Raw genomic sequence first — 25,473 nt, forward strand, 5'->3', positions numbered from 1 at the left:
TGGTGGCCAGTACCATCACTCATTTATATGGCGATGCCCGACGACAGCATCACTGCCGCCCGGCATCAGATGGATCGGATAGTTGAGACAGTCGAATACCCCCCTCTTATTCGACAGGACTCCAGAATGGGATGTAGTCGGTGTCGGGGTGGGCTGTTAGGTTGATAACGGTACCGCTTCCGTCGGCATTGATTTTGTGAATGTCGTCGTTGCCCGATTTGTCGGAGGAGAAGGCGATTTGATCGCCATTCGGCGACCAGGTCGGGAAGCCTTCACTCGTAGTGTTTTGGGTGACTTTGCGAACCCCGGTGCCGTCAGGGTTCATGGTGTAAATATCATCGTCCCCGTCGCGGTCGGACTGGAAGGCGATCTTGTCACCGTCGGGCGACCAGGAGAGAAAGGTTCCCTGCTGGGACGTGATTTGCTGAACGTTGCTTCCGTCGGAATCCATGGTAAAGATCCTGTCGTCTCCGTTGCGGTTACTCAGGAAGGCAATGGTGCCGTCGGGCGACCAACTGGGCGCGGTGTTGCCGCTGTTTCCGGTGCTGGTCAACTGTTCCCGGTTGCTTCCGTCGGGCTCTATGGTCCAGATTTGTTGGTTCGCTCCGTCTGATTCGCTGAATGCAATCTTGTCGTCTTCAGGAGACCAGGCGTAGTACAGGGTGGCGGCCGATGTTTGTGTAAGTTGCGTGACATCGCTGCCGTCCACATTCATGACGTAGAGGTCGGCATCGCCGTTTCGGTCGCTGCTGAAGGCGATCCTCGTGCCGTCGTTTGAAATGACGGGAATGGCTTCGGCGCTGGTGTTATCGGTCAACTGGGTCGGATTGGAGCCGTTGCCGTTCATAAGGTAGATTTCATGGTCGCCGTCACGGTCGCTGCTGAAGGCAATCTGGTTGTTGGCCACCGGGGCGCAGCCGATGTTGAACTGCGAGGTGGTGGTGTCTCCTGCAAAAACGCTTACGTCCCTGGAGGAGGAGCCACCCGGCTCGCAGTTGTATTCCACGCTGGAGTTGTCAAGGCTCACCATGTGGTTGCCTTCGGACAGACCGGTAAAGTAGATGGTATCGTCGGTTCCAGCGTCCTTGGTCGTTCCCTCCACCTCGAAGGTATACCCATCAGGGTCCGGGTCCTCCCCGCTGGTTGAAGTCTGAACCGCGATCGTTCCGGTTTCCTGCTCGCTGTCGCCGTTATCGCCGCCGGATACGTTGTCGCCACATCCGTAGAAGGTGAGTGTTGCAATGAGTATTGCCAGAATTGGAGGCGCATGTTTCATCGTGCAGGTCGGTTTTGTTGGTTTAAAGAATTATTCATTGTTGTTTCTCGGGGCTCCAGTTAGGGAAGCTTTCGTTTCCAGGGCTGGCTGTCAAGTTGACCGGCGAGCCTGAACCGTCGGCGTTGACAACATAGATTTCATCGTTGCCGTCGCGGTCCGTAACAAAGGCAATTTTGCTGCCGTCGGGGGACCAGTTGGCGCAGCAGTCGAAGCCCGGGTTGTTGGTCAGCTGTCTCAGGCCGGATCCGTCGCTGTTGATGATATAGAGCTCGGAGTTGCCGCTGCGCTCCGACTGGAATACCAGCTGGCTGCCGTCGGGGGACCAGTCAGGGATGCTGCCTCCCTGGGTGGTGAGACGTTGTACGTCGCTTCCGTCGGCCTCCATGGTGTAGAGGTCAAGTTCGGATCTGGAGGCGTTGCGATCGCTAGAAAAAGCAATTCGGTCGTCGGAAGACCAGCTTGGGAAGATGTCGTTGCCCGGTTCGCTGGTGAGCTGTTGCAGATTGCTGCCGTCCTTGTTGATGGTGTATATCTGGTTGTTCCCGGAACGGGTACCGAATACCAGCTTGGTGTCGTCGGGAGACCAGTCTATCCAATAGCCGCTTGGACCGCTTTCAGTAAGGCGCTGTACCTCCGATCCATCGGCATTCATTACATACAATTCGGTGCCTCCTCCCCCGCGGTAGCTGAAAAACACGATGCGGGTGCCGTCGTTCGAAATCACTCCGTTTTGATCGCCTGAACTGTTGTCGGTCAGCTTTTCCTGTCCGGATCCATCGGCATTCATCATATATATCTCGGAATCGCCGTTCAGAGCGCCGTGCAAGAGAATCTTGCCGAAGGCTGCCGTCTTACACATTACATTGTAGCTAACCGCGGTGGTATCGCCCGTAAAAACAGCTACCTCCCGGCTGGCCTCTCCGCCGGTATCGCAGTTGACAGCCACGCTCTCGGTTTCCAGCGTCAGTTGGTGGTTGCCTTGGGAGAGGCCGGTAAAATAGATGGTTTCGTTGACTCCGACGTCCTTGCCGGTTTCTTCCACCGTGAAGGAATAGCCATCAGAGTCCTTATCGTTACCACTGGTGGAGGTTTGAATGGCAATGGTTCCGGTTGTGGCCTCTTCATCCGTATCTTCATCGGTACTGCCGAAGATGCCGTCCCCGCAAGAGAGAAATGAAAGAGTGACGAGTACCAAGACGGTCAGTTGTCCAGTTTTCCGGACAAAGGATTTTGTAATATAGTGCGTATTTGCATCCATGAGGCGCTCAAAATATTGGTCTTCTCCTGAATCATCGTAAATCACTTAATGTAAAACACATATTTAGGTATAAGTCAAATAGTTATAATATTGATGGCAGGGCGGGTGCAGCCTAAAGGAGCAAGACAGTACCTATGTGGGGGAATTTGAAAGATGGGAAGTACCGGCGGTCGGACTCGAACCGACACTCGGGGTTCACCCCGAATTGGATTTTAAGTCCAACGCGTCTACCAATTCCGCCACGCCGGCATGGATTGGGGCTGGAGCGCGCGCAATATAACACTTATGCCCCCTCAACTACAACAGGAATGGCCTTCTCTGTCTTGTTTGAGGGGGGAGAAACCGTTACTTTTACCGGGCTTCCCAGGCGAGACCCATTCGTTTAACGGGCCCGTAGCTCAGTGGTTAGAGCAGTCGACTCATAATCGATTGGTCGCAGGTTCAAATCCTGCCGGGCCCACTTTTCCTTCCCATCCGTTCAATACGTCGGCGAGTGAGGTAGTTGTCGCTGACACGCTATCCCCCACCAATATACCGGCAACCATGTTCCAGGCGCAGGCGGACGTATGTTTGTATTACTATGACTGTACAGCCGTCGTAAATTGTTCTATATTAACCATTCAAATAACAGGCCATAAAACCGGCCATATAATGGAGGATATGAAATATTTAAACTTATATAAGTAAAATAATAACAAATATTTATAGAATTATATAAACCGGACACTTATCCGGCCAAAAGACCGGACAAATATGAAAGCTTCAGACTTTTATTCGCACCCTCGTGAGATGGAACCCTTGTTCCCTTCCCAAAATGAGGAATTGATAGACCTTGCGATGGATGTTCATCGTAAAGCGGCTGCTTTGGGCGGAGCGCTTCATAAAATCACCCGCCATCGCATAGCCGACTTACTGAGGCATATTAACAGTTACTACTCAAACCTGATCGAGGGACACCACACCCATCCGGCTGATATCGAACGTGCCGCCCGGAGGGAATATGATGAGGATCCCAAGAAGCGGGCGCTTCAACAATTAAATTTGGCCCATATTGAGGTCCAGAAAAAAACCGAAAAACGATTAAGGGAAGAACCGAATATTGAGATTTCTTCTCCGGAATTTCTATGCTGGATTCATAAATGTTTTTATGAACTGGTTCCTGATGATTTCAGGCGGATAAAGGATCCATCTACCGGTGAGGAATTCCTGATGGAGCCGGGAAAGCTGAGAGACCGGTTGGTCGAAGTTGGCAATCATTTTCCACCGCATTTCGAAGCATTAAACTCTTTCATGGAGAGATTCAATGAGAAATTCAACCCTGATAACCTGCATGGGACGAAAAAGTTGGTTGCTGTAGCTTCAAGCCATCACCGGCTGACATGGATTCACCCATTTGTCGATGGAAATGGCAGGGTTGCACGGCTGTTCACCCATGCATGCATGAAGAAGGCACAGATCGACTCTCATGGCTTATGGACTGTTTCGCGTGGACTCGCCAGAGAAAGCGAAGCCTATAAAAGTATGCTGGCCCATGCCGACGGCCATCGTAAAGGCGATTATGACGGCAGAGGAAATCTTTCGACAAAGACACTGGGCGAGTTTTGTTTCCACTTTCTGGAAACCTGCTTGGACCAGATTGAATTTATGAGTGAACTTCTTGACCTGGACAACCTTGCACAGCGTATTCAAGGATATGTAGATTTGAGATCTCAGGGCATGTTAACCGGTGAAATAGAGTTAAAAGAGGAGTCAAAGCATATCTTGATTGAAGTGATGCTTCGTGGTGAAATTTCCCGGGCTGATGCCAAAAGGGTGACGGGGCTTTCCGAACGTTCAGCTCGTAGGGTGTTGAGCGCCCTGGAAGACGAAGAACTCGTTACATCTGAAAGCCATAGAAGCCCGGTCAGATTCAATATACCTCCGAAAGTGGTTGGGTATTACTTCCCGGACCTATATCCCGAAGGCAGAATATAGAACGGTCGTATGGTCTTGTACTGAACTCAAACCTACAACTCACGGCACATGAAACGAGTAACCGGTATTGGCGGCATGCGGAGGAACCCGATCGCAAGGGATTTGCCGCTTGGGGACCCTTCAGCCAGGCTATATTACATGGATCCCGACGGGTTTCCGGAAATCATCTTTCATTACGGAGATCCTTACCGTATCCGGCTCGGCGAGGAGTGGGAAATTCAGGAACCGTCGCTGTTCGCCGGCCAGATCACGGGACATTTCTTTCTGGAAAACACCGGCAGATCGAAAATGATCGGCATCAAATTGATGCCTGCTGCCGTGGTTCAACTCACGGCCCTGGATATGAGCCTATACACCGACCGGGTGGTGCCCTTGTCCCAGGCCTTCGGCGACCGGTTTGGAGACTTGGCGTAACGGATCCGGGAGGACCGATCGCCGGAGGAGCGGGCCGGTACCGTTGAGCAGGCTTTAACCGGACTGATGGAAACCGGGAAAGGGAGGGAACCAAGAATCACGTCACGATCCGTGATCCTGTCCGCCGTTCTCCTGATCGCCATGGCGTTTTCCATCGTACCCGCCTCCGCTCAGGTGGCGGATTTCCGGGATGAGATAATGGGCAGGTGGGAGTGTGAAGGCCATCTTATGGGCAACGACTCCTCCTTTCGCATGCAGTGGGAGAAGGTGCTGGGCAACCGCTTTTTATGAAACTGGAATACCGGATCAGCCGGGAGGGAGAGGGAGGATGTCTATGAGGTGTTTGCCGAAGCCTGAAGCCATTGTCTCCAATACCGAAGAGCTGATATTTTGATCCCATACGAAGACCATATATATTCGCACGTGCATTGGTTACGTCCTGTTCACGGGCCGTTATTCTCCGAGCGAGGATGACAGGTCTGCGATACAGGAAGATTAAAAGGGAATCCGGTGAAAATCCGGAGCATTCCCCGATGCTGTAAGCTCCACGAGCTTTCGATTTCACTTTGCCACTGTCTCGCATCGCCCCGAAGCCAATCGGGACGGACGGGACGGGAAGGTCGTCGAAAGCGGAGCAAGCCAGAAGACCTGCCACTGCATCCGCATTCGTAGCTTTCGGGAGAAAAGCGAAGAATAAATACAGGCTCCTATTGTATTTATCCCTTCCCAGTGGTTCCCAAAGGTGCGAATGATGCGTTTACGTCATCATTTGTAACCTAAGTACCCTCAATCATGACATCTCAGAAAATCCTGCTCGCGGGGCTCCTGGCCCTTGCGACCCTTCTCTGCCTGCCTCCGAAATCCGTCGCCCAGGACGGTGCGCAGTCTGGACAGGCATCCGAAACCGATACCCTTGACGTGCGAAGTCTGGGCCAGCTTATTGTGAGCGCCGACCGCTTTGAGAGCGACGCCGCCTCGGTAGGCCGCAACGTCACCGTCATCGACCGCCGGCAGATCCGTATCTCGCTGGCGCACAACGTGGGCGAGCTGCTGGACCGGCAGGCCGGCCTGCACGTGACCGGCGACAATCAGACGCCCGGTTCCCTGCAGAACGTGTTTCTCCGCCACAACGACGGAAACAACACCCTGGTTATGATCGACGGAGTACGCATCAGCGATCCATCCACGAATTCCAACAGCGTGGACCTCTCCGAGCTCTCGCTGGCAGGCGTGGAGCGCATCGAGATCGTTCGTGGATCGCACAGCACGCTTTATGGCTCTTCTGCCATCGGGGGCGTCATCAATATCATCACCGGCCGTGGCGCCGAAGAGCACACCCGGGTGACGGCCGAGTCCCGTACCGGCGCGCTGCAGGAGGGCATGTTTTCCACCTCCAACAGCCTGGATCTGCAGGGCGACCTGGGAGGCGGCTTTTATGCGGGCGGGGGACTCACCTACGACTGGTCCAACGGGATGGACGCCACCATTGACACCGCTGCCTCCGGCTTCAATCCGCAGGACCGCGATGGTTTTGAAAAACTGGATTTCTACGCGCGAACAGGCTACCGGGGCGACAGGCTGGATGTGCATGCCTCCTACCGGCGCTCCGACCAAACCGTGGAAGCGGACCAGGGTGCCTACGCCGATGACGGCAACGCCGAGTCCACCTTCAGGCGGAACCTGGTGCGCTACGGGGTAACCGGTGAACTGTCGGACAGGCTTTCCCTCTCCCTGGAGGGCGCCTGGTCCGATGTCGACCGGGGATTCGTGAACGACTCCTCGCTGGTGGATCCCATGGGTGCCTACGACGGGACCTACACCGAGAGCCACGGCGACGGCACCCTGTGGGAGAATGATCTTACGGCCACCTGGCTGGCCGACGGCCTGCGGCTCACCGCCGGACTGGAGCGCAGCCGTGAGACCATGAACAACCGAAGCTACACCTTCAGCAGCGCCTTCAACTTCGAGTCGCGCACCAATCTTGACTCCCTCGACCTGGAGTCGGCGGTCAACAGCGCCTTTTTGCACGCTGACCTGGACGGATCGCTGTTGGCTGAGCAAGCCGAGGCTGTTTCGCTCGTGCTGGGTGCGAGGGTGGCCGGACACGACCGTTTCGGAACCCATATCACCTACGAGGTGAATCCGCGTTTGCGACTGGGCGAGCACACCCTGGGCTACGCGGCACTCACCACAGGCTTTAACGCCCCCTCTCTCTACCAGCTGTACAGCCCGGCCTTCACGCCCGGCTATCACACCGACCGGGGCAATCCCGGCCTGGAGCCCGAGGAGTCGGTATCCTGGGAGCTGGGATTGCGTCGGGACCTGGGCGAAAGCACGCGCCTGGAACTCTCTTTTTTCCGTACCGCTGTGAGCAACGACATCCAGTACGTTTACCTGTGGAAGGGCAAGACTCCTGTTTCCGGACTGAGTTTTCTGGATTACCGCGGAGATACCTACATCAACATCTCGGAGCAGCGGATGACAGGGGTGGAGGTGAGCGGCCGGATGCAGGCCACCCCGCAGCTGGCTCTGAGCGGCAGTTTCAGCTATATCCATTCGGAGCTCATGCTGGATTCCTCGGACATCGACCGCTCCTATACCGGGGACCTTCACGTGCAGATTTACGAAAGCGGGGTCTTCCTGGAGGGGGAGGAGCATGTTGAAGGTCTTACCCGCCGCCCCCGGTTCACGGCCAACCTGTCGGCGGACTGGCGTCCCTCATCCGACTGGTCGCTGGGGATTTCCGCCAGCTACACCGACAAGCGGCAGGACGTTTACTACAGCGGCGACCTGGGTCCCTTCGGAGCCCAGGACCGCACTGCGGTAGATGGATACCTGCTGGCCGACCTGCGCGCCGGCTACGAGGTAAGCCACCGACTTTGGCTGGGAGCGCGGGTGGAAAATCTGCTTGACAGCAGCTACGAGGAGATCCTGGGCTACAACACCCGTGGGCGCGGATTCTTTCTGAAAGCCACCCTCACGCTGTAGGCTGGATCCTGTGGAAATGCCATGAAAGAACAGCTTCTGCTGAACTGGAGCGGTGGTAAGTTGCGTGGTTTGTCGAACTGTACCCTCAAGGGTCCTAGTAAAGCCCGCTGAATGCAGCAGGTGTTACCTGCGAAATACCCCTATGAGGAAGGTGATATGGTCCCGCAGTTCGGTGCCGATCAGCTCCGCTCCCCTTTGGATGTGCTCCCGCGGCACGTCCGCGGCGAAGCTCTTGTCCTTCAGCTTCTTGGTGACCGATTTTACCTTCATGTCGGCGAAGCCGTTGGGGCGCACCAGGGATACGGCGTTCATAAAGCCGGAGAGTTCGTCGCAGGCGAAAAGGTAGCGTTCGATCTCCGTTTGCGGCTCTCGGCCGGTGCGTTCGGGTGCGTGCGACTTGACGGCAAGGGTGACCTCTTCGGGGTAGCCTTCTTCAGGCAGGATCTCCTCCACCGCCTTGTTGGGACGCTCCTCCCGGCCAGCGCCCCCCGTACTGGGCGCACCGATGGCACCAGGTCACGTACCGTATGAGGAAAGGCCAGCGCGGCGGCCGAACAGGCGGTGTGAAAGTACCGGGGCTTGAGGCCCGCCTCCAGGATGCGCTCGCTCAGGTTTTCGAGTCTCCTCCTGGCGTGCTGATGCGGAACTGGCGGCAAGGGATCGATGCCGCTTAGTGGGTGCGGCGCGCCGAGATTCACCCGGTCACGGTGCTCCGCCAGGAAGTCAATGGTGCGGTTCAGCTCGTCCGGCTCCAGCCCAGTGCGGTGGCCGCCGGTTTCCAGTTCCAGATGTATGCGGGCCTTGCGCCCCGTCATCCCAGCCACTTCGGCTGAGCGCTCCAGGCGGGGATAGTCGTACACGAAAAATTCGATGCCCTCCTCGATGACCCACGGCAGGTCTTCGGGATACAGGATGCCCATGATCATGATATCGGCTTCGGTGGTCTCGCCTCGATCATCTTCGCCTGCTGGCCGTGAGGCCACCGAAGTGGGATGCCACAGGCTTCGGCCATGGGCACGAAGTCGGAGATGCCATGCCCGAAGGCGTTGGCCTTGACCACGGAGGAGATTACCGGGCGGCTGCCGATCTTCCGGCGAATGAAATCCAGGTTGTTTAGTAAAGCCGACTGGCTCAGCTTGATATATGAGGAGTGTCGAGGCATGACGGTGTGGGATAGGACGTTGGTTTTCAGTCGCTCCAGGTGAGGTGCCCAACTGGAGTGAGCGTCTCCAGACACCATGAGTTCCCGAAGGCCACCTATCTGGGATCCTGCACCATAGAATCATTGTAGTGGCAGGCGTAGATACGGGTGGTGAACTGCGGGAAGGTGAGAAGGATATTCGCCGCGCCGCTACTCTCGGGCAGGGCGGCCGCTTGGCGGCGGGAAGGCGTATGAGGATATCGCGCAGCCCCATGGGCGAGCAGAATTGCCGCTTTGCGATTGGTAGAGGATGCCGGCGGGTAGCCCACGTAGAAATCAACTTCCCCGTAATGGCAAAAAAGCTCTTTCATGCGCCCATGCCTCTACCTTGCCTTACAGCTGAAGGTTGGCCTGGTTGAGTCAGTCCATGAACTGGTGGACCTGCGTCGGATTTGCAGTTGGAGGGCCCCGCGGGGCAAGCCTGGGGGCCGCACGGTTACATGTTACGCCCGAAGAGCAGGGCGTTCAGGAAGAGGCGCTTGGTGGTGTGCCAGTAGCTTCTGAAAGTGGGGTTCTGGGCGAAGAGCACCACGTCGCCCGAGCCCGTGCCCCCGGTCACGACCGCGGCGGTGCCTGCGATGCGCCCGAGGTTCTCCTCGTTGACATGTCCGCCGACCAGGGGTTCCTCCACGTACCGGGCCACGGTTGCGTAGGGATTGCTGCTGGGACGGAGCATGAAGCCCCCGTCTTTCATGAAGAGCTGCCGGCGGTCCGATGCGCCGAAGGCCACCGGGTGCGTGGGGTCGATATCAGCCTCCAGGATAACGCCCGGCACGGTATTGGCCAGGTAGCGGTCGGAGGACTCCTCGTAGTTGTAGCGCGGCTGCCCGGAGGTGGTGTCCTGGTAGCTCATGATCAGGTCCTCGCCCGCCAGTCCTTCCCGAATGGCCCACGCGGCGCCGCCTTCGTCAGCGATCAGAAGCCCACCGTCCCGCACCCATCGGCGGATCTCCTCCACGGTGCCCTGTTCAAGGTCGCCGTAGTAGCCGTCCACCATGATAAGGGTGTTGTAGCGTTGCAGTGATTCCCCGCCCAGCTCGGACTTGGCAAGGCGGGTGACGCCCATGCCCAGGTGCATGTTCAGCATGAACTGCACCTCGCCGGCTCCGTAGGAGCTTACGCCCTCGCCGACAATCATGGCGGCTTCAGGCTTGTCCAGCGGTTCGATGTTGCGGCTGCCCAGGTCCACCCCGCCCGGCGTCATGCCGGTGCCCGTAGCGTGCAGGTCCACCCCGTAGCTTTCGGCTACCGAGGCCAGGGTGTCGTGCAGGGCTTGGGGATTCAGTTCCTGGCCCCGCACCGGGATGACGATGCTACCGTAGCCGAAGGAGCGATCGCCGCCGGAGGTGGCGGCGGTAAAGGGCTGGAAAGCCGCGCGGGTCCGCACGCCGCGGTCCTGCAGCTGGTAGAGTGCGGCCGGGGCGTTGTAGTCGTCCCAGCTCATAAGGTAGGCGTAGTCCGAGACCCCGCCGTGCACCTGTCCGCTGTAGGAGGGCACGTCGGTGACGCGCTCACCCTGAAGGGCGGACGGGTTGCCGGAGGTCATCTCACCGTAGGGAATGCCGTAGCCCTGCACCAGCGACCAGGCTGTGATGTCGTAGAAGACGCTGTCTGGGAAGGAGGTGTTGGATTCAAAAATGTCGTGCAGGGTGCGGTAGCCCACCTGTTCAGTGGGGATCACGTAGGAGCTTCCGCTTTGAAAGGTGCGTCCGTCGAGCTCTACGTCCTGTCCCAGTTCATAAACCTCCAGGCGATGGTCCAGTACCAGCTCCAGGAAATTGGAGGTGAGGGTACGGTCGGCGGAGTCGCCGAAGACATATGCTCGTACCGGCTGGTCGGCGGCCTGCTCGAGGGCCCCTTCAAAGAAGCCTCGCTGGTATTCAAAGAGCCGCTGCTTCTCCTCCACGGCGGCGCGCACGGTGGCGATGCCGGTGGCCAGGTGGCGGCGAATGGTGGAGCGGAAGGTTACCTTCCCTCCGTCGCTCTCCTGCACCAGTCCCCGCGAGCTGCCTACCTCGAAGGTGCTGCCCACACCGCCCCACATGTCGGGGTAGGTGGCCCCGTAAATGGGGGCGATATTGTCGTAGACCTCCTTGGTCCAGTAGAGCGCTCCCAGCCCGTCCAGGGCGTCGGTCTGGTATTGGGCGATGAGCGGGTTCATCACTTCGTAGTGGTAATCCGGCAGCACGGGATTCCAGGTGCGCACCGGCTTGGTGGGCTCCAGGAAGTAGGAGCTTCCCGTGCCCATCTCGTGGAAGTCGATCTGAAGGTGGGGATACCACTGGTGGTAGAAGTCCATACGGTTGCGGCTCTCCCGCTGGGTGAGGGCAAACCAGTCGCGGTTCAGGTCGTGCCAGAAGTGGTTGGTGCGTCCCCCGGGCCAGGCCTGCTCGTGCTCGCGGTCGGCAGGGTCGGCCACCGGCGGGAAGGATTTGTACATGTTGTGCCAGCTGGCGGCGCGGTCCCTTCCGTCAGGGTTGAGGGAGGGGTCGATATGGACGACCGTCTCCTCCAGGAAGCGCCGCGTCTCGGCGCCCTGTTCGGCCACCAGGTAGTAGGCTGTCAGCATGGAGGCCTCGGCGCTGGAGGTTTCATCGCCGTGCACCCCGTAGTCGAGGGCCACCACGGCAGGCTCGGAGGCGGGATCGGGTCCGGGTGCCGAGAGGTCGGTTACTTGTCCGCGCTGCGCCCGGATCTGATCCATGCGGGCGTGATTTTCGGGGGAGGTTATGGTGAGCTTGACCTGGGGACGGTACTCGTAGGTTCGGCCGATCTCTTCTATGGTGGCTTTGTCCGACAGCTCCGCCAGCCGCTCAAGGTAGGCCACAATGCGGTCGTAGCGGGTGAAGTGGCTGCCGATTTCGTAGCCCAGGAACTCCTGGGGAGAGGGGATATCCGGGTCGAAGGAGGTCTCCTCATCGAAGTAGTAGTCCTGCTGGGCGTTGCCGATGCCGGGCAGGGCGAGCAGCAGTGTGAGGAGTAAGGCAGGAATGGTCAGGGATTTCTCAATGGTGATCATGGCGAGGAATTTCACTTGGTGCTGTGGATTTGAGGGACGGTCGTAGGGGGGCGCACCGAGCGGTGCCTCAATGCCGATCTTCCCGCTCGCGGATGCTCCCCCCAAAACCGCAGAGGTAAGTTATCATCTTATAATTGGGATTCAACCACTATTCGTGAGCGATGAATCGGTTGGCAAAGCCCCTTGGGCGCCGTATATTTATACCATTACGGGTATAATATATACTTATATTGCTTTTCTATACCCGAAGAGGTATAATTAATAAAATTAAACCATATTTATACCCGTAAAGGTATAGTTATGCAGGAGGCCACACATGAATTGATTTCGTTTGTAAAGTCCCGCCGGAAGCAGTTGGGACTTACGCAAAAGGAACTGGCCCGAAGGGCCGGTGTGGGACTCCGGTTTGTACGTGACCTGGAGCAGGGCAAGGAGAGCGTACAGGTAGACAAGGTCAACCAGGTTCTGGCGCTCTTCGGATATAAAATGGGACCGATTAAGATCGAGGATCGCAGTGAGTTATGATATATAGAAGCGCAATTATTATTGTTAATGAAATACCTGCGGGAACGCTGGAGGAAACCGACAGCGGATATCGCTTCCACTATCGGGAGGAGTACCTGCAGAGGGAGGACGCCGAGGCGGTCAGTCTCACTCTCCCGCTACAGCAGGAGCCTTTCGAATCCAAGGTGCTTTTCTCCTTTTTTGACGGGCTGATTCCGGAGGGCTGGGTGTTAAACGTTGTGGAGGAGACATGGAAAGTGGATCCGAAGGATCGGATGGGGCTCCTGCTGGTGAGTTGCCGGGATACTATCGGGAATGTCAGCGTGGGGGAATCTTGAGTCATTGTCTGATTTGTATGGAACAGGTTACGTCAGGCGGGGATTACCATTCGAATTGTCTGGTACGCCTTTTCGGCAGCGAGGAGATTCCGGTTTTGGAATACAACCTGGATGAGTTAGCTGAACTGGCGAAGAGAACGGTACGTCAGAAGGTGACGGTCCCCGGAGTACAGGCCAAACTTTCGATGGAGATGGAACGCCAGTCGGGGGAAGCGGATAAGCTCACGATAACTGGGCTGGGGGGCAGGTATATCCTGAAACCACCTTCTCAAACCTGGCCGGAACTTCCAGAAAACGAGCATTGCACCATGAGAATGGCTGCTTTAGTGGGGCTGGAATGCGTGCCTCATGGGTTGATTCGCCTGGCCTCCGGAGAACGAGCGTACATCACCAGACGAATTGATCGTGGTGCGCAGGGGGAGAAGTATGCCATGGAGGATATGTGTCAGCTCAGCGGTCGGTTGACGGAAGACAAATACAAGGGCTCGCATGAACAGGTGGCTTGGGCTATTAAGAACTACTCTGTCAATCCCATGTTTGACCTAACGCGTTACTTCGAGGTAGTCCTTTTTTCATATCTGACAGGAAACAGTGACATGCATCTGAAGAATTTTTCGCTGTTCAAGGACCCGGAACTGGGTTGGAAACTGGCACCAGCGTATGATCTTCTGTCCACATGGCTTGTAATTCCGGAAGAAAAAGACCCGGAAGAACTGGCCCTGAGCCTGTCGGGGAAGAAGAGCAATTTCAACAGATCATCTTTTGAATTGTTTGGCTTGCAGATCGGCTTGAACCGGAAGCAGATATCAAATTCCTTTGAGCACTTTATCTCACTTCGGGAGGAGCTGAATAAATCGGTCGATCACTCGTTTTTGAGTGAGGAGGTGAGGCGCAGGTACCGGGAGTTGTTGGACAGGAGGTATGGAGCGTTTGAATCCCAGCCAGTGTAAATGTTGGAGAACTTTGTATATCTTTGAATGTACGTTTTACGGGCCCGTAGCTCAGCTGGCTAGAGCGCTGCATTCGCATTGCAGAGGTCGGGGGTTCGAGTCCCCCCGGGTCCACCACCCCTCTTATGTCCGCCCTCTCTCCATACCCGTGTGATGTGCAGCTGCGCTGCAGCGACGGCTACCCGCTGGCGGCCACGCTTTTCGAACCGCCGCGCAAGGAGGCGCGCAGCTCCCTGGTGATCGGTTCCGCCCTGGGAGTGCCGCGATATCTCTATTTCAAGCTTGCCCGTTTCCTGGCGGCCCGTGGCTGGGCGGTGCTTACCTTCGACTACCGGGGCATACACGAGTCCCGGGAGGGCCAGGTGGCCGGTTCCGACATGCGGATGGAGCACTGGGGATCGCGCGATCTACAGGCTGCTTTGGGCTGGATGCTGGAACACCGCCCCCGAGCGGCCTTGTGCTACCTGGGGCACAGCTGCGGCGGGCAGATCCTCGGGCTGGCTCCGCACGCTGAAAGGGTGAAGGCCGTGATCCTGGTTGCCTCCCAGAGCGGCTACTGGAAGCACTGGGACTGGCCCTACAAATGGGGCGTATGGTGGACCTGGCAGACACTCGGCGTGCTGGCCCCGCTTTTCAACTACCTGCCGGCGCGCCTGATGGGCATCTCTTCGGTCAACCTGCCGGGTGGGGTGGCGCGGCAGTGGGCCGCCTGGGGCAGGCGACCGCGCTACCTCTTTGACGACCGGTCGGGTCTGGATACCTCCCTATACCGTCGCCTGGAGATGCCGCTCCTCTCGGTTTCCATGAAGGACGACCCGTTTTTCGCCCCTCCCCGGGCTGTGGAGGCCCTGCTGAGGGAGTATCCGGCTGCGCTCATCGAGCGGATGGAGGTGCGGCCCGGGGATCTGGGACTCAACCGCATCGGGCATTTTGGTTTCTTCAGGGACAAGTGCCGCGCCCTGTGGGAGGAGACGGCCGCATGGCTTGAGGCGGAGCTCGCTCGCTGAGACTTTTACAGGGACCTCACCGGAATAGAAATACGGTTAATTTTCCCGCAGGGTCACAAATCATCCGATGCCGTTCGTACGTTACCGGTGCATGCGGCAATCTTACGCTGACCACACCTAAACCCTCATCCCAACGGCCATGAAACGCTTCTCAACCTTTCTGTCTGAACCGGCACGCAGGGAAAATTTAATTTTTTTCCATAGCGAGAATTATTTATTGTTATGCCCATATCTAATCAATAAAGACCGATATGAATTATTCCGTTGAAGAGAAATACAATTGTGTAGTTATCAAGCTGAAAGGTAACGTCATGGGCGGCCCTGACGCGGAGACCTTCCGGGACGAGCTTCACGGTTTTATCGAGGAGGGCAAGAAGAACGTCATCGTTGATCTGAGCAGCGTGAAGTTCATGAACTCCTCGGGACTGGGGATTCTTATCGGGGGGCTCACCACCATGCGTAACGCAGAGGGCGACCTGAAGATCTGCGGCGCCAGCAATAAGATCGAGAGCCTGTTGATGGTCACCCAGCTCATAAAGGTGTTTGATCATTACCGCGACCTTGAATCGGCTGCCGAAGCCTACCAGGAATAGACCTATCAGCGACTCGGCCGCGACTCAATGATCTCTTCTGCTTCGCGGGCCAGATCAAGCACTGTGTCGGCATAGAGAGAGCTGGGATTGTATCGGATGACCGAAGTGCGCAGGTCGCCGGTCCGTTCCATGAAATAGGCCAGGTACTTGCCCACCGATAGGATGCTGTTGGCCATATCCTCCAGGTCGTCCCCTACAAACCAACGGTTCAGCGAATAGGGAATGAACTGGGCGGGACTTACCGCACCTGCGTAGCTAGATTTCATGCCCATCACGTCGAGATCCCTGCGGCCGGTGAATTCCAGCAGCTCTTCCAATTGGGCCAGGGCGAATTCAGCGCGGTAGTCCGCTACAAACATAGAGACGTAGGCGTTAAAGGGATTGTAGCGACCCGTCTTGGTGCCGAAGTCCGACTCAATGCCGATGATGGCAGCGATTACGTATTGGGATATGCCGTAGGTCGCTTCGGCCTGGTGCAGCGGCTCGACGTGTTCGTCATGGAATTGGGCGATGCGCTCGGCTTTGTCGTCAAACTGCAGGATTTGCTTGTACTCGTCCAGGTCGGGCGACTTGCGCTCGGCGGAACCGGTGAAACGCCGGTCGATGCGCTCGTAGATCTCGAAGCGCTCATCTTCCAGCAGACCCTCGATTTCATATCCTTCGGCCTGGAAATGGCGCACCAGCTCGGTGAGCTTCTCCCCGTACTTCTCGCGATCGCTGAGGGTGTCGGGGGAGGCAGCCGAGGCGGTGACCGTGCCCGCCGTCAGAAGGAGGGCCAGGGTGCAGAAGATGGCCTTGAAGGATGTATGGTATATGGCGGTCTTGAAATCGGTCATGGTGATGCCGGTATGGCCACGGATGGTTATCGGGAAGGGGAGGTGCGCGCTAAAGCGCCCTCCTTCCCAATCTAGCTATTTTTTCCATATCCGCAAGCGAGGCTCAGTCTGCCGGGGCCCTCAATAGGGAAACTTCTCGCGCAGCGCTTCCCATTCCCCGCGCAGGCTGTCCAGTTCGCTGCGCAGCTGGCGATGGCGTTCGGGAGCCTGGTTGCCGGGATGCTGGTCTGCCCCGCTGGTCAAGCCGTAGAGATACCCGAGCTGGTCGAGGAGCATGGGCGGCGGGTAGCTGCCCTCGTCGGAGGTTTCCAGCTCATTGTAAATACGGTTCCACTCCTCCATGAGCGGTTCCGCCTCATCGTCCGTCATCAGGCCCTGGGTGCGCAGGCTGTCGATGCGATCGCGCATGCGCTCCATCTGATCCTCCATACGGTTGGCAATTCCGATGGTCTCACGCATGGCCATGTTGTGCTTCAGCTGGGCGCGTAGATCATTCATGGTTACGCCTTCGGCGGCCACCCGCGGGTCGATGCGCACCCGAAGGGGCTGTTCCTGGCTCCAGCCCAGGCCGGAGAGGCGCACAGTGTAGCTGCCCGGCAGGGCCATGGGACCCGATCCCACGCCGAAGTATTCGCCGCCCTCCTCAGCGGGCACGGTGTCGCCCGGGTAGCGGAGGTCCCAAACGAAGCGGTTGTGACCCGCCTCCACCGTAAAGGTATCCGGAATGGAGGGCATGGGACCCTCGGGCGTCATCATGCGTTTGGCGGGATCCTGCTGTCCGGCTGGCAGGCTGTAGTCTTCGGAGGTGGCCGCGAAACGGCGCACCAGGTTGTCCTCTTCGTCAAAGATCTCCAGGGCAAGGGGCTCGTCCGGCACCTCTGACAGGTAAAAATCGATTATGGCACCCGCCTGACGGTACTGCGGTACGTTGTTTCCGAATCCGCCCCAATAGCGCATCCGGTAGGCCTCGCGCGGTTTGAACAGGTGACGTTCGCTTCCGGCGATCTGGGCGCTGGCCTGGTGCAGGACGCTCAGGTTGTCCAGAATCCAGAACCCGCGTCCCATGGTGGAGAGCACCAGGTCCTTTTCGTGCACCTTGATATCGGTGATGGGCGAGTTGGGAAGACCGGCCTTCAACTGCTGCCAGGACGATCCGCCGTTGAAGGAGACGAAGAGTCCCCAGTCGGTGCCCGCATAGAGCAGACCCTCGCGGTGGGGGTCCTCACGCACCACGCGGGTGGGATAGCCGTCGGGCAGGCCGTTGTCGCCCGGGGTCAGGAGCTCCCAGCTCTCGCCGTAGTCTTCGGTTTTGTAGATGTAGGGATGCCAGTCGTCCAGCAGGCGCCGGTGCATGGCAATGTAGGCGGTGCCCGCCTGGTGGTGGGAAGCCTGAATGGCGTCCACGCGCCCGTTGGGCGGCATATCGGAGGGGGTGACGTCGGTCCACTGCTCGCCCCGGCTGCGTGTCACGTGCACGGGTCCGTCGTTGGCGCCCGTCCAGATGACGCTGCGCTCCAGGGGGGAGACCTCGATGGAGTAGATGGTGCTGTAGTGTTCCTCGCCGGTGATGTCGCGCGTGATGGGCCGTCCGGAGGCCATCTGGAACTCAGGCTTGAAGGCGGTCAGGTCGGGACTGATGGTCACCCAGGTCTGTCCCCCGTTCACCGAGCGGTGCAGGTACTGCGAGCCGTGAAAGACCTCGTTGGGATCGTGAGGGGAGACCTCGATGGGGGCCACCCGCTGAAAGCGGTACTCCAGGTCGGCGGGGTTGCGCCCGTACATGTACTGTCCCCCCACCCAGTAGCTCTGCTCCTGTCCGGTAATCTTGTTGTAGGTGCCGAAGCGTCCCTTGCAGTTGGAAAAGACGATGTTGTGGTTTCCGACCATGGGCACGGCCGGGCCGGTTTCGCAGCCGCCGATCATATGCCACAGTCCCTGGTCGGTCTCGGCGCTCTCGGCTGGGGGAGGCTGGGCACGGAGATGGTGGAATTGTCCTGCTGGCCGGCGTAGAGCCAGTAGGGGAAGCGGTCGTCCACGTGCACCGAATAGAGCTCGGCGGTGTTCTGGTTCATCTGGGTCGACCAGGTTTCGCCCCCGTCGCGGGTGACGGTGGCGCCCCCGTCGTTGCCCTGCACCTGGATGTCGGGATCGTCGGGATTGATCCAGAAGTCGTGGACGTCGACGTGCGTGACGGGCCGCCGGTCGAAGTCCTGACCGCCGTCCTCGGAGACGTAGTAGCTTACATTGCCCACGTGTACCTCGTCGGCATTCTGCGGGTTAAGTTCGATATTTGTGAAATAGAAGGGCCGCGAGAGGAAGTTGTCCGCCTGATCGTTATTGACCAGTTGCCAGCTCTGCGCGCGGTCGTCGGAGCGGTAGAGTCCCAGCTCCTCCCCCGGTGCTTCCACCAGGGCGTAAACCCGGTCGGGGGCGTCGGGAGAGACGGCGAAGTCCACCTTGCCCATAAGTCCCTGGGGCAGGCCCTCACTCATGCGGGTCCACGTGTCGCCCCCGTCGGTGGAGCGGTAGATGCCGTTCTCGGAGGCCGCGCCGCTGATGATGGTCCACGGCTTGCGCTCGGCCCGCCAGAGGGCGGCGTAGATCACGTCGGGATTGGTGGGGTGAAGCTCCAGGTCGATGGCGCCGGTGGAGTCGGAGGCGAAGAGCACCTTCTCCCAGTTGGCCCCGCCGTCAACCGAGCGGAACACGCCCCGCATGGGGTTGTTGCCGAAGGGGTGCCCCAGCGCCGCGACGTAGACCCGGTCTGGATTTTCGGGGTGGGCCTCGACGGCACCGATCTGCCCGGCCTCTTCAAGTCCCAGGAACTGCCAGCTCTCCCCGGCGTCGGTAGATTTGTACATGCCGCGGCCGGTGGTCACGTTGGCGCGGATGCCGTCGGTGCCGGTTCCCACATAGAGGATGTCAGGGTTGGAATCGGTCACTTCGATGGCCCCGATGGATGTGCTCAGGAAGCCGTGGCCGTCGCTGATGTTCTCCCATGACTGTCCCCAGTCGTCGGTTTTCCACATGCCGCTGCCGCCGGCGCCTCCCATGTAGAAGGTGGCCGGATGGGAGCGGTGTCCATGTACGGCAGTGACCCTTCCCCCTCGGGTGGGACCCACGGCTCGGAACTGCATGTCGTTGAAGAGGCTGGTGTCCATATGGGTCGAAGCGACCACACGCGCGGAGGCGCCTCCTGTGACGTCCTGGGCTGCAGCGGGCGCGGCGCCCAACAGGGCCAGGCCCGTTGCGATCAGCAGGGAGCGAAGGAGCGGATTCCGTAATCTCATGGTATGCGGAGGTGAATTGCGGTTTGAAGGGATCCCTGGGGTTCCCGAAAGACTATGGAAAGGTGATGGTTCTGCCGCTCAAATTCAAATTAAAGCGCATGTGAGCGGCGTCTGCCTGCGACGGGCGTTCGGGAATGCCCGGGTCTGTGCCGGACCTTCCCTATACCGTCACAATGAGGGCGGTGGCGTACATGATGCCCACGCCCAGAAGGAAGGCCGCCAGGTTGGCTGCCGAGAGGGCCTCCTCCTTGCGGGCCTGGAGATAAAAATAGGCGCCTATCTCCACCAGGACCTGCAGGATGGCGCCGGCGCCCACCGCAAAGAGGACCGCGCCCCAGTGGGGGGCGTAGGAAACCGCTCCCAGCAGGGTTCCCACCGCCGCCGGAAGGCCGGCCAGGAGGGTTAGTCCCACAAAGGTAAGCAGACTGGTTTTGCGGTCCAGCAGGGGGGCGGCGATGCCGATGCCCTCGGTTACGTTGTGCAGAACGAAGCCGACTACCAGAAAGGAGCCCAGGGCCGCCTCGCCTGAGGCCATGGCGGCGCCCACGGCCAGCCCCTCGCCCAGGTTATGCAGGCCGATGCCCAGGGCCAGGTAAGTGGCCAGGGAGATCCCGCTTGGGGCTTTCCCGCCGCTGCGTCCCACCGCGAAAATACCCAGAAAGGAGAGTCCGGTCACCAGCCAGACCAGCAGCCCGCCCTCGAAAGCTTCCGAGGCTTGTCCGGCCAGCTCGAAGCCCTCCAGCAGGGTGTCGATGAACAGGTAGGCCAGAAGGCCAAGAGTGAGGGCCAGGATGAACTGTATGCCGCGTGCGCCCAGGGTCTTGAGCCAGGGATAGAAAAGCAGGCCCAGACCCACCGGAATCACGCCGATGTAGATGCCCAGCAGGATGTAGGCCAGCACGCGCTGGAGATTCCACTCCGGCGTGGGCTGGGCGACCTCAATGGTATGGGTGAAGGTGATGCCGGTGTGGGTGATGAACGTAACCTCGTGCAGCTCGTGCTTCACCCAGGGATAGGGGATGGTAATCCAGGCGGAGGAGAGCCGGGGGAGGGGACCCGAGGGCTCCTGCGAGTAGCGCCAGTAGGCCTCGTCCACCATCACCTGGGCGATGCGCATGGGCTGCGATCCGTTGGCGCGCACCTTCAGGTGGATGCCGTTGTCATCCAGGTTGGTCTGCTCGACGGTCAGCTGTTCCACCGGCGGGGCCGTCACGCCCAGAGGCTTGAGCGGATCGGTTGAAAGGAAGAGGATCACCGATCCCACCAGCAGCGCCAGGGGAACGGCCGCCCAGATCCAGCGGGGAAGCTTGTCAAGTCGCTCTCCTGTCATACTTCAGACTCCCCTTTGCCGTTCTGGAAATCCGCGGCGGGACGCACGTCAAAAATACTCATCCAGCCCAGCTCGGCGAACTCTGACTGGTGGGCGTGAAACATGTAGTTGCCCGGCTCGAAGCCGTCGAAACTGAATTCCAGGATACCGCGCTGCGCCTGGCAAAACATGACGGTGTCGATGGTCTCCCGTGAGGGGTAGAAGGTGGTGCCGTGGTCGTAGAAATCGAAGAAGTTGGCATGCAGGTGAAAGGAGTTTATGGGGTCGAATTCGGTGGCATTCACCAGGTAGACGCGCACCGGCCGCTCACTTTCCACGGGGATGGGCTCATGCTGGTAGGCGAAGGCCACGGTGTTGGCGGCGTAGACCTCGTTGTCGCCGTCGAAGTCGGTGTCGAAACCGTTCATCACCATCACCATCTCCTGCCAGTGTTCGTTTTCGGGGGTGCCCAGCAGGCGGGAGCGGGCGGCGTCGCGGTAGTCGGGATGGCGCTCCGGATCAGGGTCGATAATAAAGGCCCCGTAGAGGCCCTTGTGAATATGCCGCTTGAGCGGAGTGGAGTGGCAGTGGTAGAAATGGCAGCCGAAAGGGGCGGCGTCAAACTCGTAGGTGAAGCTCTCGCCCGGGTGGAGCATGCCGGGACCGCTGCCCGGCACCCCGTCCATGGCCGCCGAGTGAATACCGTGAAAGTGGATGGTGTGGGGATGGGAGCCTGAGTTGATAAAATGTACCCGGATGCGTTCGCCCTCCGTGCAGCGGAGGGTGGGACCGGGCACGGTACCGTTGTAGGTCCAGGCGGGAAAGAAAACGCCGGGGGCAATTTCAATCTCCCGGTCCACCGCCGCGATTTCGTATTCGCGCAGGGTCTGTCCCCCCGGCAGTGTGGAGATGGTGCCGGTTTCCCACCGGGTGAGAAATTCGCCCGGGTGGAAGCCGTTGCGCTCGTGGTCTACCGTGCCCACGGTGGTCATCCCGCCGTGGTCCATGCCTTCATGGGGCGGTTCGCCATCCCCGGCCTGCCTTCCGGCATGTTCCGGGTCTGTACCGGAGCTCTCTCGGCCCTGCGCCTCGCCGCCCCAGATCATGGAACCCAGGAGGGTGCCTGCGCCGGCCATCAGGCCTGACTTCAGGAAGAAACGGCGGGGTATTTTCTTGTCAAACATGAGGTGATGCTTCCTGCGGGTGACGTTGAGCGAAGAAGCCCAAAGGCGGCCCAGGCACCCCGGATGGGTCATCGGAAGGGTAGCCTGGCCGCGCTTTAGGCCTTTCGCGATCAAGAGACCAATGTAGAAAAATTAAATTGTTAGTCAAAGCTAAATAATAATGTCGGCGGGGGCATGCAATCGGGTGGCCGGGCGGCCTGGACCATCGCCCAAACATAAAAAAGGCACCGACTCTGCCGTACGGCGGTGTCGGTGCCTTGTGAAAATAGTTGCGCCTGCTTCGGCGCAGCCGAACCGTCTACTCTTCGTCGACGGGGGGCAACTGCACGGGCGTGTCGTGGGTCACGTAATCCTCTTCCATGGTGCTGATAAAGAGGGGATTGAAGATCAGCTTGTAGGTCCCACGGGGCTGGCCGCGGAACTGGGGGCGGAAGGCGTACATCACCAGGCGTCCCTCGCCGAAGCGCACGTTCAGCATGGCGGACTCCCCGCCCAGGTACTGCTGCTCGCCCAGGGCCCAGCCGCTCATCAGCAGGTCCTCCTCGGCGTACCGCACGGGAGAATCGATGGGCGGGGGATCGATCTGCAGGCTGTCACCCTCGTCGCTCTGGGGCCAGTCGACCGAAAAGGCACGGCTGTGCGAGAAGGAGGCGGCCACCTCAGGCTGCATGCCGAAAGCCAGCGGGTGGCTGTTGTCCACCGTGGCGCGGATCAGCGAGCCCGGAATGAAGAAGTCGAGGTTGTCGGCGCCCGCCGTTTCGTTCTCCACGGGCAGCAGGAACTGCTCGATGAGCAGGTCGCTGGCCGAGTCGAAGGAGAGCAGGGTGCCGCCTTCCATCACGTAGTCGCGCAGCGCCTGCATGCCGGAGAGTTCGATGCCCCCGGTGTATTTGGCCGGCAGGTCGTCGGGGTCCTCCCCGTGGAGGATTCCCTCGGGACTGTCGTCCGGCAGGATGATGGCATCGTACTGCGAGAGGTCGTCCCGGCGGATGTTCCGGTTGTGGAGGGTATCCACGTCAAATTCGTACTCCTTGAGCATCCAGCGGGTCCAGCCCTCGTCCATGTTGGCGTCCCATGACTTGTAGAGTCCCACACGGGGCTTGTGCACCTCGTAGAGAGTGACGTCCGGCTCACCGGACAGGGCGTGGAAATCGAGTCCCATCTCTTCGGCCACCGCCTCCACGTCGGCTCGCGTGCGCCGCCGATCCTCGATGACGATGGAGCCTGCCTCAAAGTCGCCGCCGTCACGGCTGAAGGCCTCGCGGGTCCAGTATACTGTGTGGCCGGCCTCCAGCAGGCGGTTCATGGCGCGGGCGCTGAAGTTGGGCCGGTGGGAGAGTACGTAACCGTAGCCGGCGCTGCCGGCGATATCGCCGGGCACAGGCTGTTCCAGTTCCTGCAGTTGCGTGCCCTGGTAGGAGAAGGCTGAGTCGATGCGGTTCACCTCCACGCCCATCTGCATGGGCAGGGTCCAGCCGGCCAGGTCGTAGGGGGGATCCGGGGGACCTCCCGGGTACTGGTAGCGGGTTGGATAGTTCTGGGGCTCCAGCATATCCTTGACCATGGGCAGGTAGGCCTGCGAGGCCTCGACCACCCAGGTGCCGGCCGGGTAGGAGGAGTCGCCAGCCGAGAAAGAGGCGTCAGCCTGATGGATCTCCACGCCGTCCTGTATGAGGACGTTCACCATGTTCATGGCCTCCCCGGAGTCCCACTGCTCCTGCGGAATCACATAGGCGTAGGGATTTCCGGCCTCGCCCTCCTCGATGGCGTCACGCCCCATGTTGTAGATGTTCATCAAAAACTGCGTCTTGCGCTCGGCGGCCAGGTCAAGTACGGCCATGGAGCCCTGGATCATGTACTCCACAGCGTCGCGGAAGTGCGACTCGCCCCCCTGCCAGGGATCAGGATAGAAGATGTCGGTGCCGTCGGTGGGGATGCCGCTGCCCACGCGCGAGGGCATGTTCTCCGGATCGTAGTAGTCGGGCGTGGGCGAGGGATGGGCCACCTCAGTGAGAATGCCGATCATGTTGTGGTAATAGGGCGCGGTACGGCCTCCCCCGTTCCAGAACATGGTGTAGCTGTTGTCGGAGATGTAGCCCGGCATGTCCTTGACGGCGAAGCGCTGCGACATGGCCGAACCCACCATGTTGACGCCCGCGGTGACGCCCGGGTGAATGTTGGGATTTACGGGATCAGAGAAGGGGGGCAGGAAGATGCGGGTCCACCAGGGTGCGGTCTGGTGGTGGTTGTAGACCACCTGCGGGTACCACTCGTGGTAGAGTACCCGGTTCACGTTCTGGGTCTCTACCATGTTGTTCATAAACCAGTCGCGGTTATTGTCGTGTCCCACGTACTTCTGGTAGAGCCAGGGAGGTCCCGAATCCTGCCAGGGGGTGTCCAGGGTCTGGTTGTACCAGTCGCGCACGATCTCCAGTCCGTCGGGATTCATCACCGGCATAATGAGGGTGACTACCTTGTCGCGGATGCGCTGCATCTCGGGGGTCTCCTCCGTGGCCACCTTCCAGGCCAGCTCGGAAGTCATCTGCCCGTGAGCCATTTCAGTGGCGTGCATGCCCCCGTCTAGCCAGATGACGGCCTTGCCCTCCTCGGCCAGCTGTTCAGCCTGCTGCCTCGGGATGCGGGCGCGCGACATCTGCTCGCTGATGGAACGCCAGCGATCAACCTGTTGCATGTTTTCCTCGCTGGAGATGATCAGCAGCACCATGGGTCGTCCCATGGTCGACTCGCCGATGTTGACCATCTGCACGCGGTCGCTGTTGTCGGCAAGGATCTGGTAGTATTCCATCATCTGCGGGTAGGAAGCCAGCTTGTAGTCCGCTCCGATCTGGAATCCGAAATGCTCTTCCGGTGTAGGGATGTCCTGCGCGGCGGTGGACGCGGGGGAGCCCAGAAGCATGGCAGCGGCGAAGATCAGGGCCAGGGAGGAGGACAGAAGGCGATTTGGAAGACTGGCGGAAGAGTGGGTCATGGGTATAAAAGCTTGTTGGTCATGGTGTTGCGAGGGCGTCCGGGGGCCGGCCGCTGAGCGTAATGATATATTTTATTGATCACTAATGACAATTTCAGCAAAAAAAGGTAAAAGCCCGTGCCCGTATATTTTTGATGTGGGAGATGTTTCGGCGGCGCCAACATTAACGCCTGGGCTTCGTAGGAGGAGGGCGCGGTCACTCTCTTTTTCCGCCGGACGCGCGCAGGAGGGGCGCAGGATAATAATTGTGCCTGCACGCCTAAATGGCTAATATATAGGTGTAAAATGAAAACCCCGGAGGGTGGCAACGACAGGGAATTTCTGGGAGGTCAGGGCACACCCG

General features: G+C 59.2%; 22 protein-coding genes, 3 tRNA genes and 1 riboswitch. Of the genes, 11 read left to right on the forward strand and 14 right to left on the reverse strand.

Features of this window, described 5'->3' with window-relative positions:
• Window positions 1–106: 106 nt before the first annotated feature.
• The 3 genes from U5K31_00565 to U5K31_00575 all read right to left on the reverse strand — a co-directional run bounded on the left by U5K31_00565 (window position 107) and on the right by U5K31_00575 (window position 2,783).
• Window positions 107–1,276, reverse strand: coding sequence for a DUF5050 domain-containing protein (locus U5K31_00565; GenBank protein ID MDZ7771235.1), 1,170 nt, complete (start codon window positions 1,274–1,276; stop codon window positions 107–109).
• Window positions 1,277–1,310: 34 nt separating this feature from the next.
• Window positions 1,311–2,471 carry a hypothetical protein gene (locus U5K31_00570; GenBank protein ID MDZ7771236.1) on the reverse strand — a complete coding sequence of 387 codons (1,161 nt, stop codon included), beginning with the start codon at window positions 2,469–2,471 and terminating at the stop codon, window positions 1,311–1,313.
• 224 nt (window positions 2,472–2,695) lie between these two features.
• Window positions 2,696–2,783 (reverse strand) — tRNA-Leu (locus U5K31_00575).
• 138 nt (window positions 2,784–2,921) lie between these two features.
• Between U5K31_00575 and U5K31_00580 the strand changes: the two genes are divergently transcribed.
• The 5 genes from U5K31_00580 (at window position 2,922) to U5K31_00600 (ending at window position 7,910) form a co-directional block, all read left to right on the forward strand.
• A tRNA-Ile gene (locus U5K31_00580) sits at window positions 2,922–2,994 on the forward strand.
• Between the two features lie 293 nt (window positions 2,995–3,287).
• Window positions 3,288–4,508, forward strand: a complete 1,221-nt coding sequence (locus U5K31_00585; protein ID MDZ7771237.1) for a Fic family protein — start codon at window positions 3,288–3,290, stop codon at window positions 4,506–4,508.
• Window positions 4,509–4,556: 48 nt separating this feature from the next.
• Entirely contained in the window at window positions 4,557–4,922 is a 366-nt protein-coding gene (locus tag U5K31_00590; GenBank protein MDZ7771238.1) for a DUF6597 domain-containing transcriptional factor, read from the forward strand.
• Between the two features lie 111 nt (window positions 4,923–5,033).
• Complete coding sequence (locus tag U5K31_00595; protein ID MDZ7771239.1) at window positions 5,034–5,213, forward strand: hypothetical protein; 180 nt, start codon at window positions 5,034–5,036, stop codon at window positions 5,211–5,213.
• Window positions 5,214–5,380: 167 nt separating this feature from the next.
• Window positions 5,381–5,593: riboswitch (cobalamin riboswitch) on the forward strand.
• Between the two features lie 121 nt (window positions 5,594–5,714).
• Window positions 5,715–7,910, forward strand: a complete 2,196-nt coding sequence (locus U5K31_00600; protein MDZ7771240.1) for a TonB-dependent receptor — start codon at window positions 5,715–5,717, stop codon at window positions 7,908–7,910.
• A gap of 123 nt (window positions 7,911–8,033) precedes the next feature.
• Here U5K31_00600 and U5K31_00605 read toward each other — a convergent pair whose 3' ends face one another.
• From U5K31_00605 to U5K31_00625, 5 genes are all read right to left on the reverse strand, one after another.
• Complete coding sequence (locus tag U5K31_00605) at window positions 8,034–8,222, reverse strand: hypothetical protein (protein MDZ7771241.1); 189 nt, start codon at window positions 8,220–8,222, stop codon at window positions 8,034–8,036.
• Window positions 8,219–8,893, reverse strand: coding sequence for an alanine racemase (locus tag U5K31_00610; GenBank protein MDZ7771242.1), 675 nt, complete (start codon window positions 8,891–8,893; stop codon window positions 8,219–8,221). The genes U5K31_00605 and U5K31_00610 overlap by 4 nt, the downstream gene beginning before the upstream one ends.
• Window positions 8,833–9,072 carry a hypothetical protein gene (locus U5K31_00615; GenBank protein ID MDZ7771243.1) on the reverse strand — a complete coding sequence of 80 codons (240 nt, stop codon included), beginning with the start codon at window positions 9,070–9,072 and terminating at the stop codon, window positions 8,833–8,835. Before U5K31_00615 ends, U5K31_00610 begins: the two co-directional genes overlap by 61 nt.
• A gap of 95 nt (window positions 9,073–9,167) precedes the next feature.
• Window positions 9,168–9,422, reverse strand: coding sequence for a hypothetical protein (locus U5K31_00620; GenBank protein MDZ7771244.1), 255 nt, complete (start codon window positions 9,420–9,422; stop codon window positions 9,168–9,170).
• 125 nt (window positions 9,423–9,547) lie between these two features.
• Window positions 9,548–12,145: a M14 family zinc carboxypeptidase gene (locus tag U5K31_00625; GenBank protein ID MDZ7771245.1), complete on the reverse strand. Its 2,598-nt coding sequence runs from the start codon at window positions 12,143–12,145 to the stop codon at window positions 9,548–9,550.
• Window positions 12,146–12,430: 285 nt separating this feature from the next.
• Here U5K31_00625 and U5K31_00630 point away from each other — a divergent pair, with 285 nt between their 5' ends.
• The 6 genes from U5K31_00630 (at window position 12,431) to U5K31_00655 (ending at window position 15,522) form a co-directional block, all read left to right on the forward strand.
• Window positions 12,431–12,655: a helix-turn-helix transcriptional regulator gene (locus U5K31_00630; protein MDZ7771246.1), complete on the forward strand. Its 225-nt coding sequence runs from the start codon at window positions 12,431–12,433 to the stop codon at window positions 12,653–12,655.
• The gene (locus U5K31_00635; protein ID MDZ7771247.1) at window positions 12,652–12,972 is read left to right on the forward strand and encodes a HipA N-terminal domain-containing protein; all 321 of its coding nucleotides are present in this window, start codon (window positions 12,652–12,654) and stop codon (window positions 12,970–12,972) included. Before U5K31_00630 ends, U5K31_00635 begins: the two co-directional genes overlap by 4 nt.
• Window positions 12,973–12,989: 17 nt before the next feature.
• Window positions 12,990–13,922: a HipA domain-containing protein gene (locus U5K31_00640; GenBank protein ID MDZ7771248.1), complete on the forward strand. Its 933-nt coding sequence runs from the start codon at window positions 12,990–12,992 to the stop codon at window positions 13,920–13,922.
• A gap of 40 nt (window positions 13,923–13,962) precedes the next feature.
• Window positions 13,963–14,039, forward strand: a tRNA-Ala gene (locus tag U5K31_00645).
• 38 nt (window positions 14,040–14,077) lie between these two features.
• Window positions 14,078–14,929, forward strand: a complete 852-nt coding sequence (locus tag U5K31_00650) for an alpha/beta fold hydrolase (protein ID MDZ7771249.1) — start codon at window positions 14,078–14,080, stop codon at window positions 14,927–14,929.
• A 251-nt stretch (window positions 14,930–15,180) separates the two neighbouring features.
• Window positions 15,181–15,522 (forward strand): STAS domain-containing protein, encoded by a 342-nt coding sequence (locus U5K31_00655; GenBank protein MDZ7771250.1) that lies wholly within the window; start codon window positions 15,181–15,183, stop codon window positions 15,520–15,522.
• A 5-nt stretch (window positions 15,523–15,527) separates the two neighbouring features.
• Here the strand turns inward: U5K31_00655 and U5K31_00660 are convergent, their stop codons facing one another.
• From U5K31_00660 to U5K31_00685, 6 genes are all read right to left on the reverse strand, one after another.
• Window positions 15,528–16,358, reverse strand: a complete 831-nt coding sequence (locus U5K31_00660; GenBank protein MDZ7771251.1) for a lytic murein transglycosylase — start codon at window positions 16,356–16,358, stop codon at window positions 15,528–15,530.
• A gap of 120 nt (window positions 16,359–16,478) precedes the next feature.
• A complete protein-coding gene (locus U5K31_00665; protein MDZ7771252.1) occupies window positions 16,479–18,245 on the reverse strand; it encodes a hypothetical protein in 1,767 nt (588 codons plus the stop codon).
• 32 nt (window positions 18,246–18,277) lie between these two features.
• The gene (locus U5K31_00670; protein ID MDZ7771253.1) at window positions 18,278–19,648 is read right to left on the reverse strand and encodes a hypothetical protein; all 1,371 of its coding nucleotides are present in this window, start codon (window positions 19,646–19,648) and stop codon (window positions 18,278–18,280) included.
• A gap of 160 nt (window positions 19,649–19,808) precedes the next feature.
• Window positions 19,809–20,978 (reverse strand): ZIP family metal transporter, encoded by a 1,170-nt coding sequence (locus U5K31_00675; protein ID MDZ7771254.1) that lies wholly within the window; start codon window positions 20,976–20,978, stop codon window positions 19,809–19,811.
• Window positions 20,975–22,141, reverse strand: coding sequence for a multicopper oxidase domain-containing protein (locus U5K31_00680; GenBank protein ID MDZ7771255.1), 1,167 nt, complete (start codon window positions 22,139–22,141; stop codon window positions 20,975–20,977). Before U5K31_00680 ends, U5K31_00675 begins: the two co-directional genes overlap by 4 nt.
• 298 nt (window positions 22,142–22,439) lie before the next feature.
• The gene (locus U5K31_00685) at window positions 22,440–25,130 is read right to left on the reverse strand and encodes a M14 family metallopeptidase (GenBank protein ID MDZ7771256.1); all 2,691 of its coding nucleotides are present in this window, start codon (window positions 25,128–25,130) and stop codon (window positions 22,440–22,442) included.
• Between the last annotated feature and the right edge of the window lie 343 nt (window positions 25,131–25,473).

It is taken from the genome of Balneolaceae bacterium, from assembly GCA_034521445.1.
Classification (GTDB): domain Bacteria; phylum Bacteroidota; class Rhodothermia; order Balneolales; family Balneolaceae; genus JAXHMM01.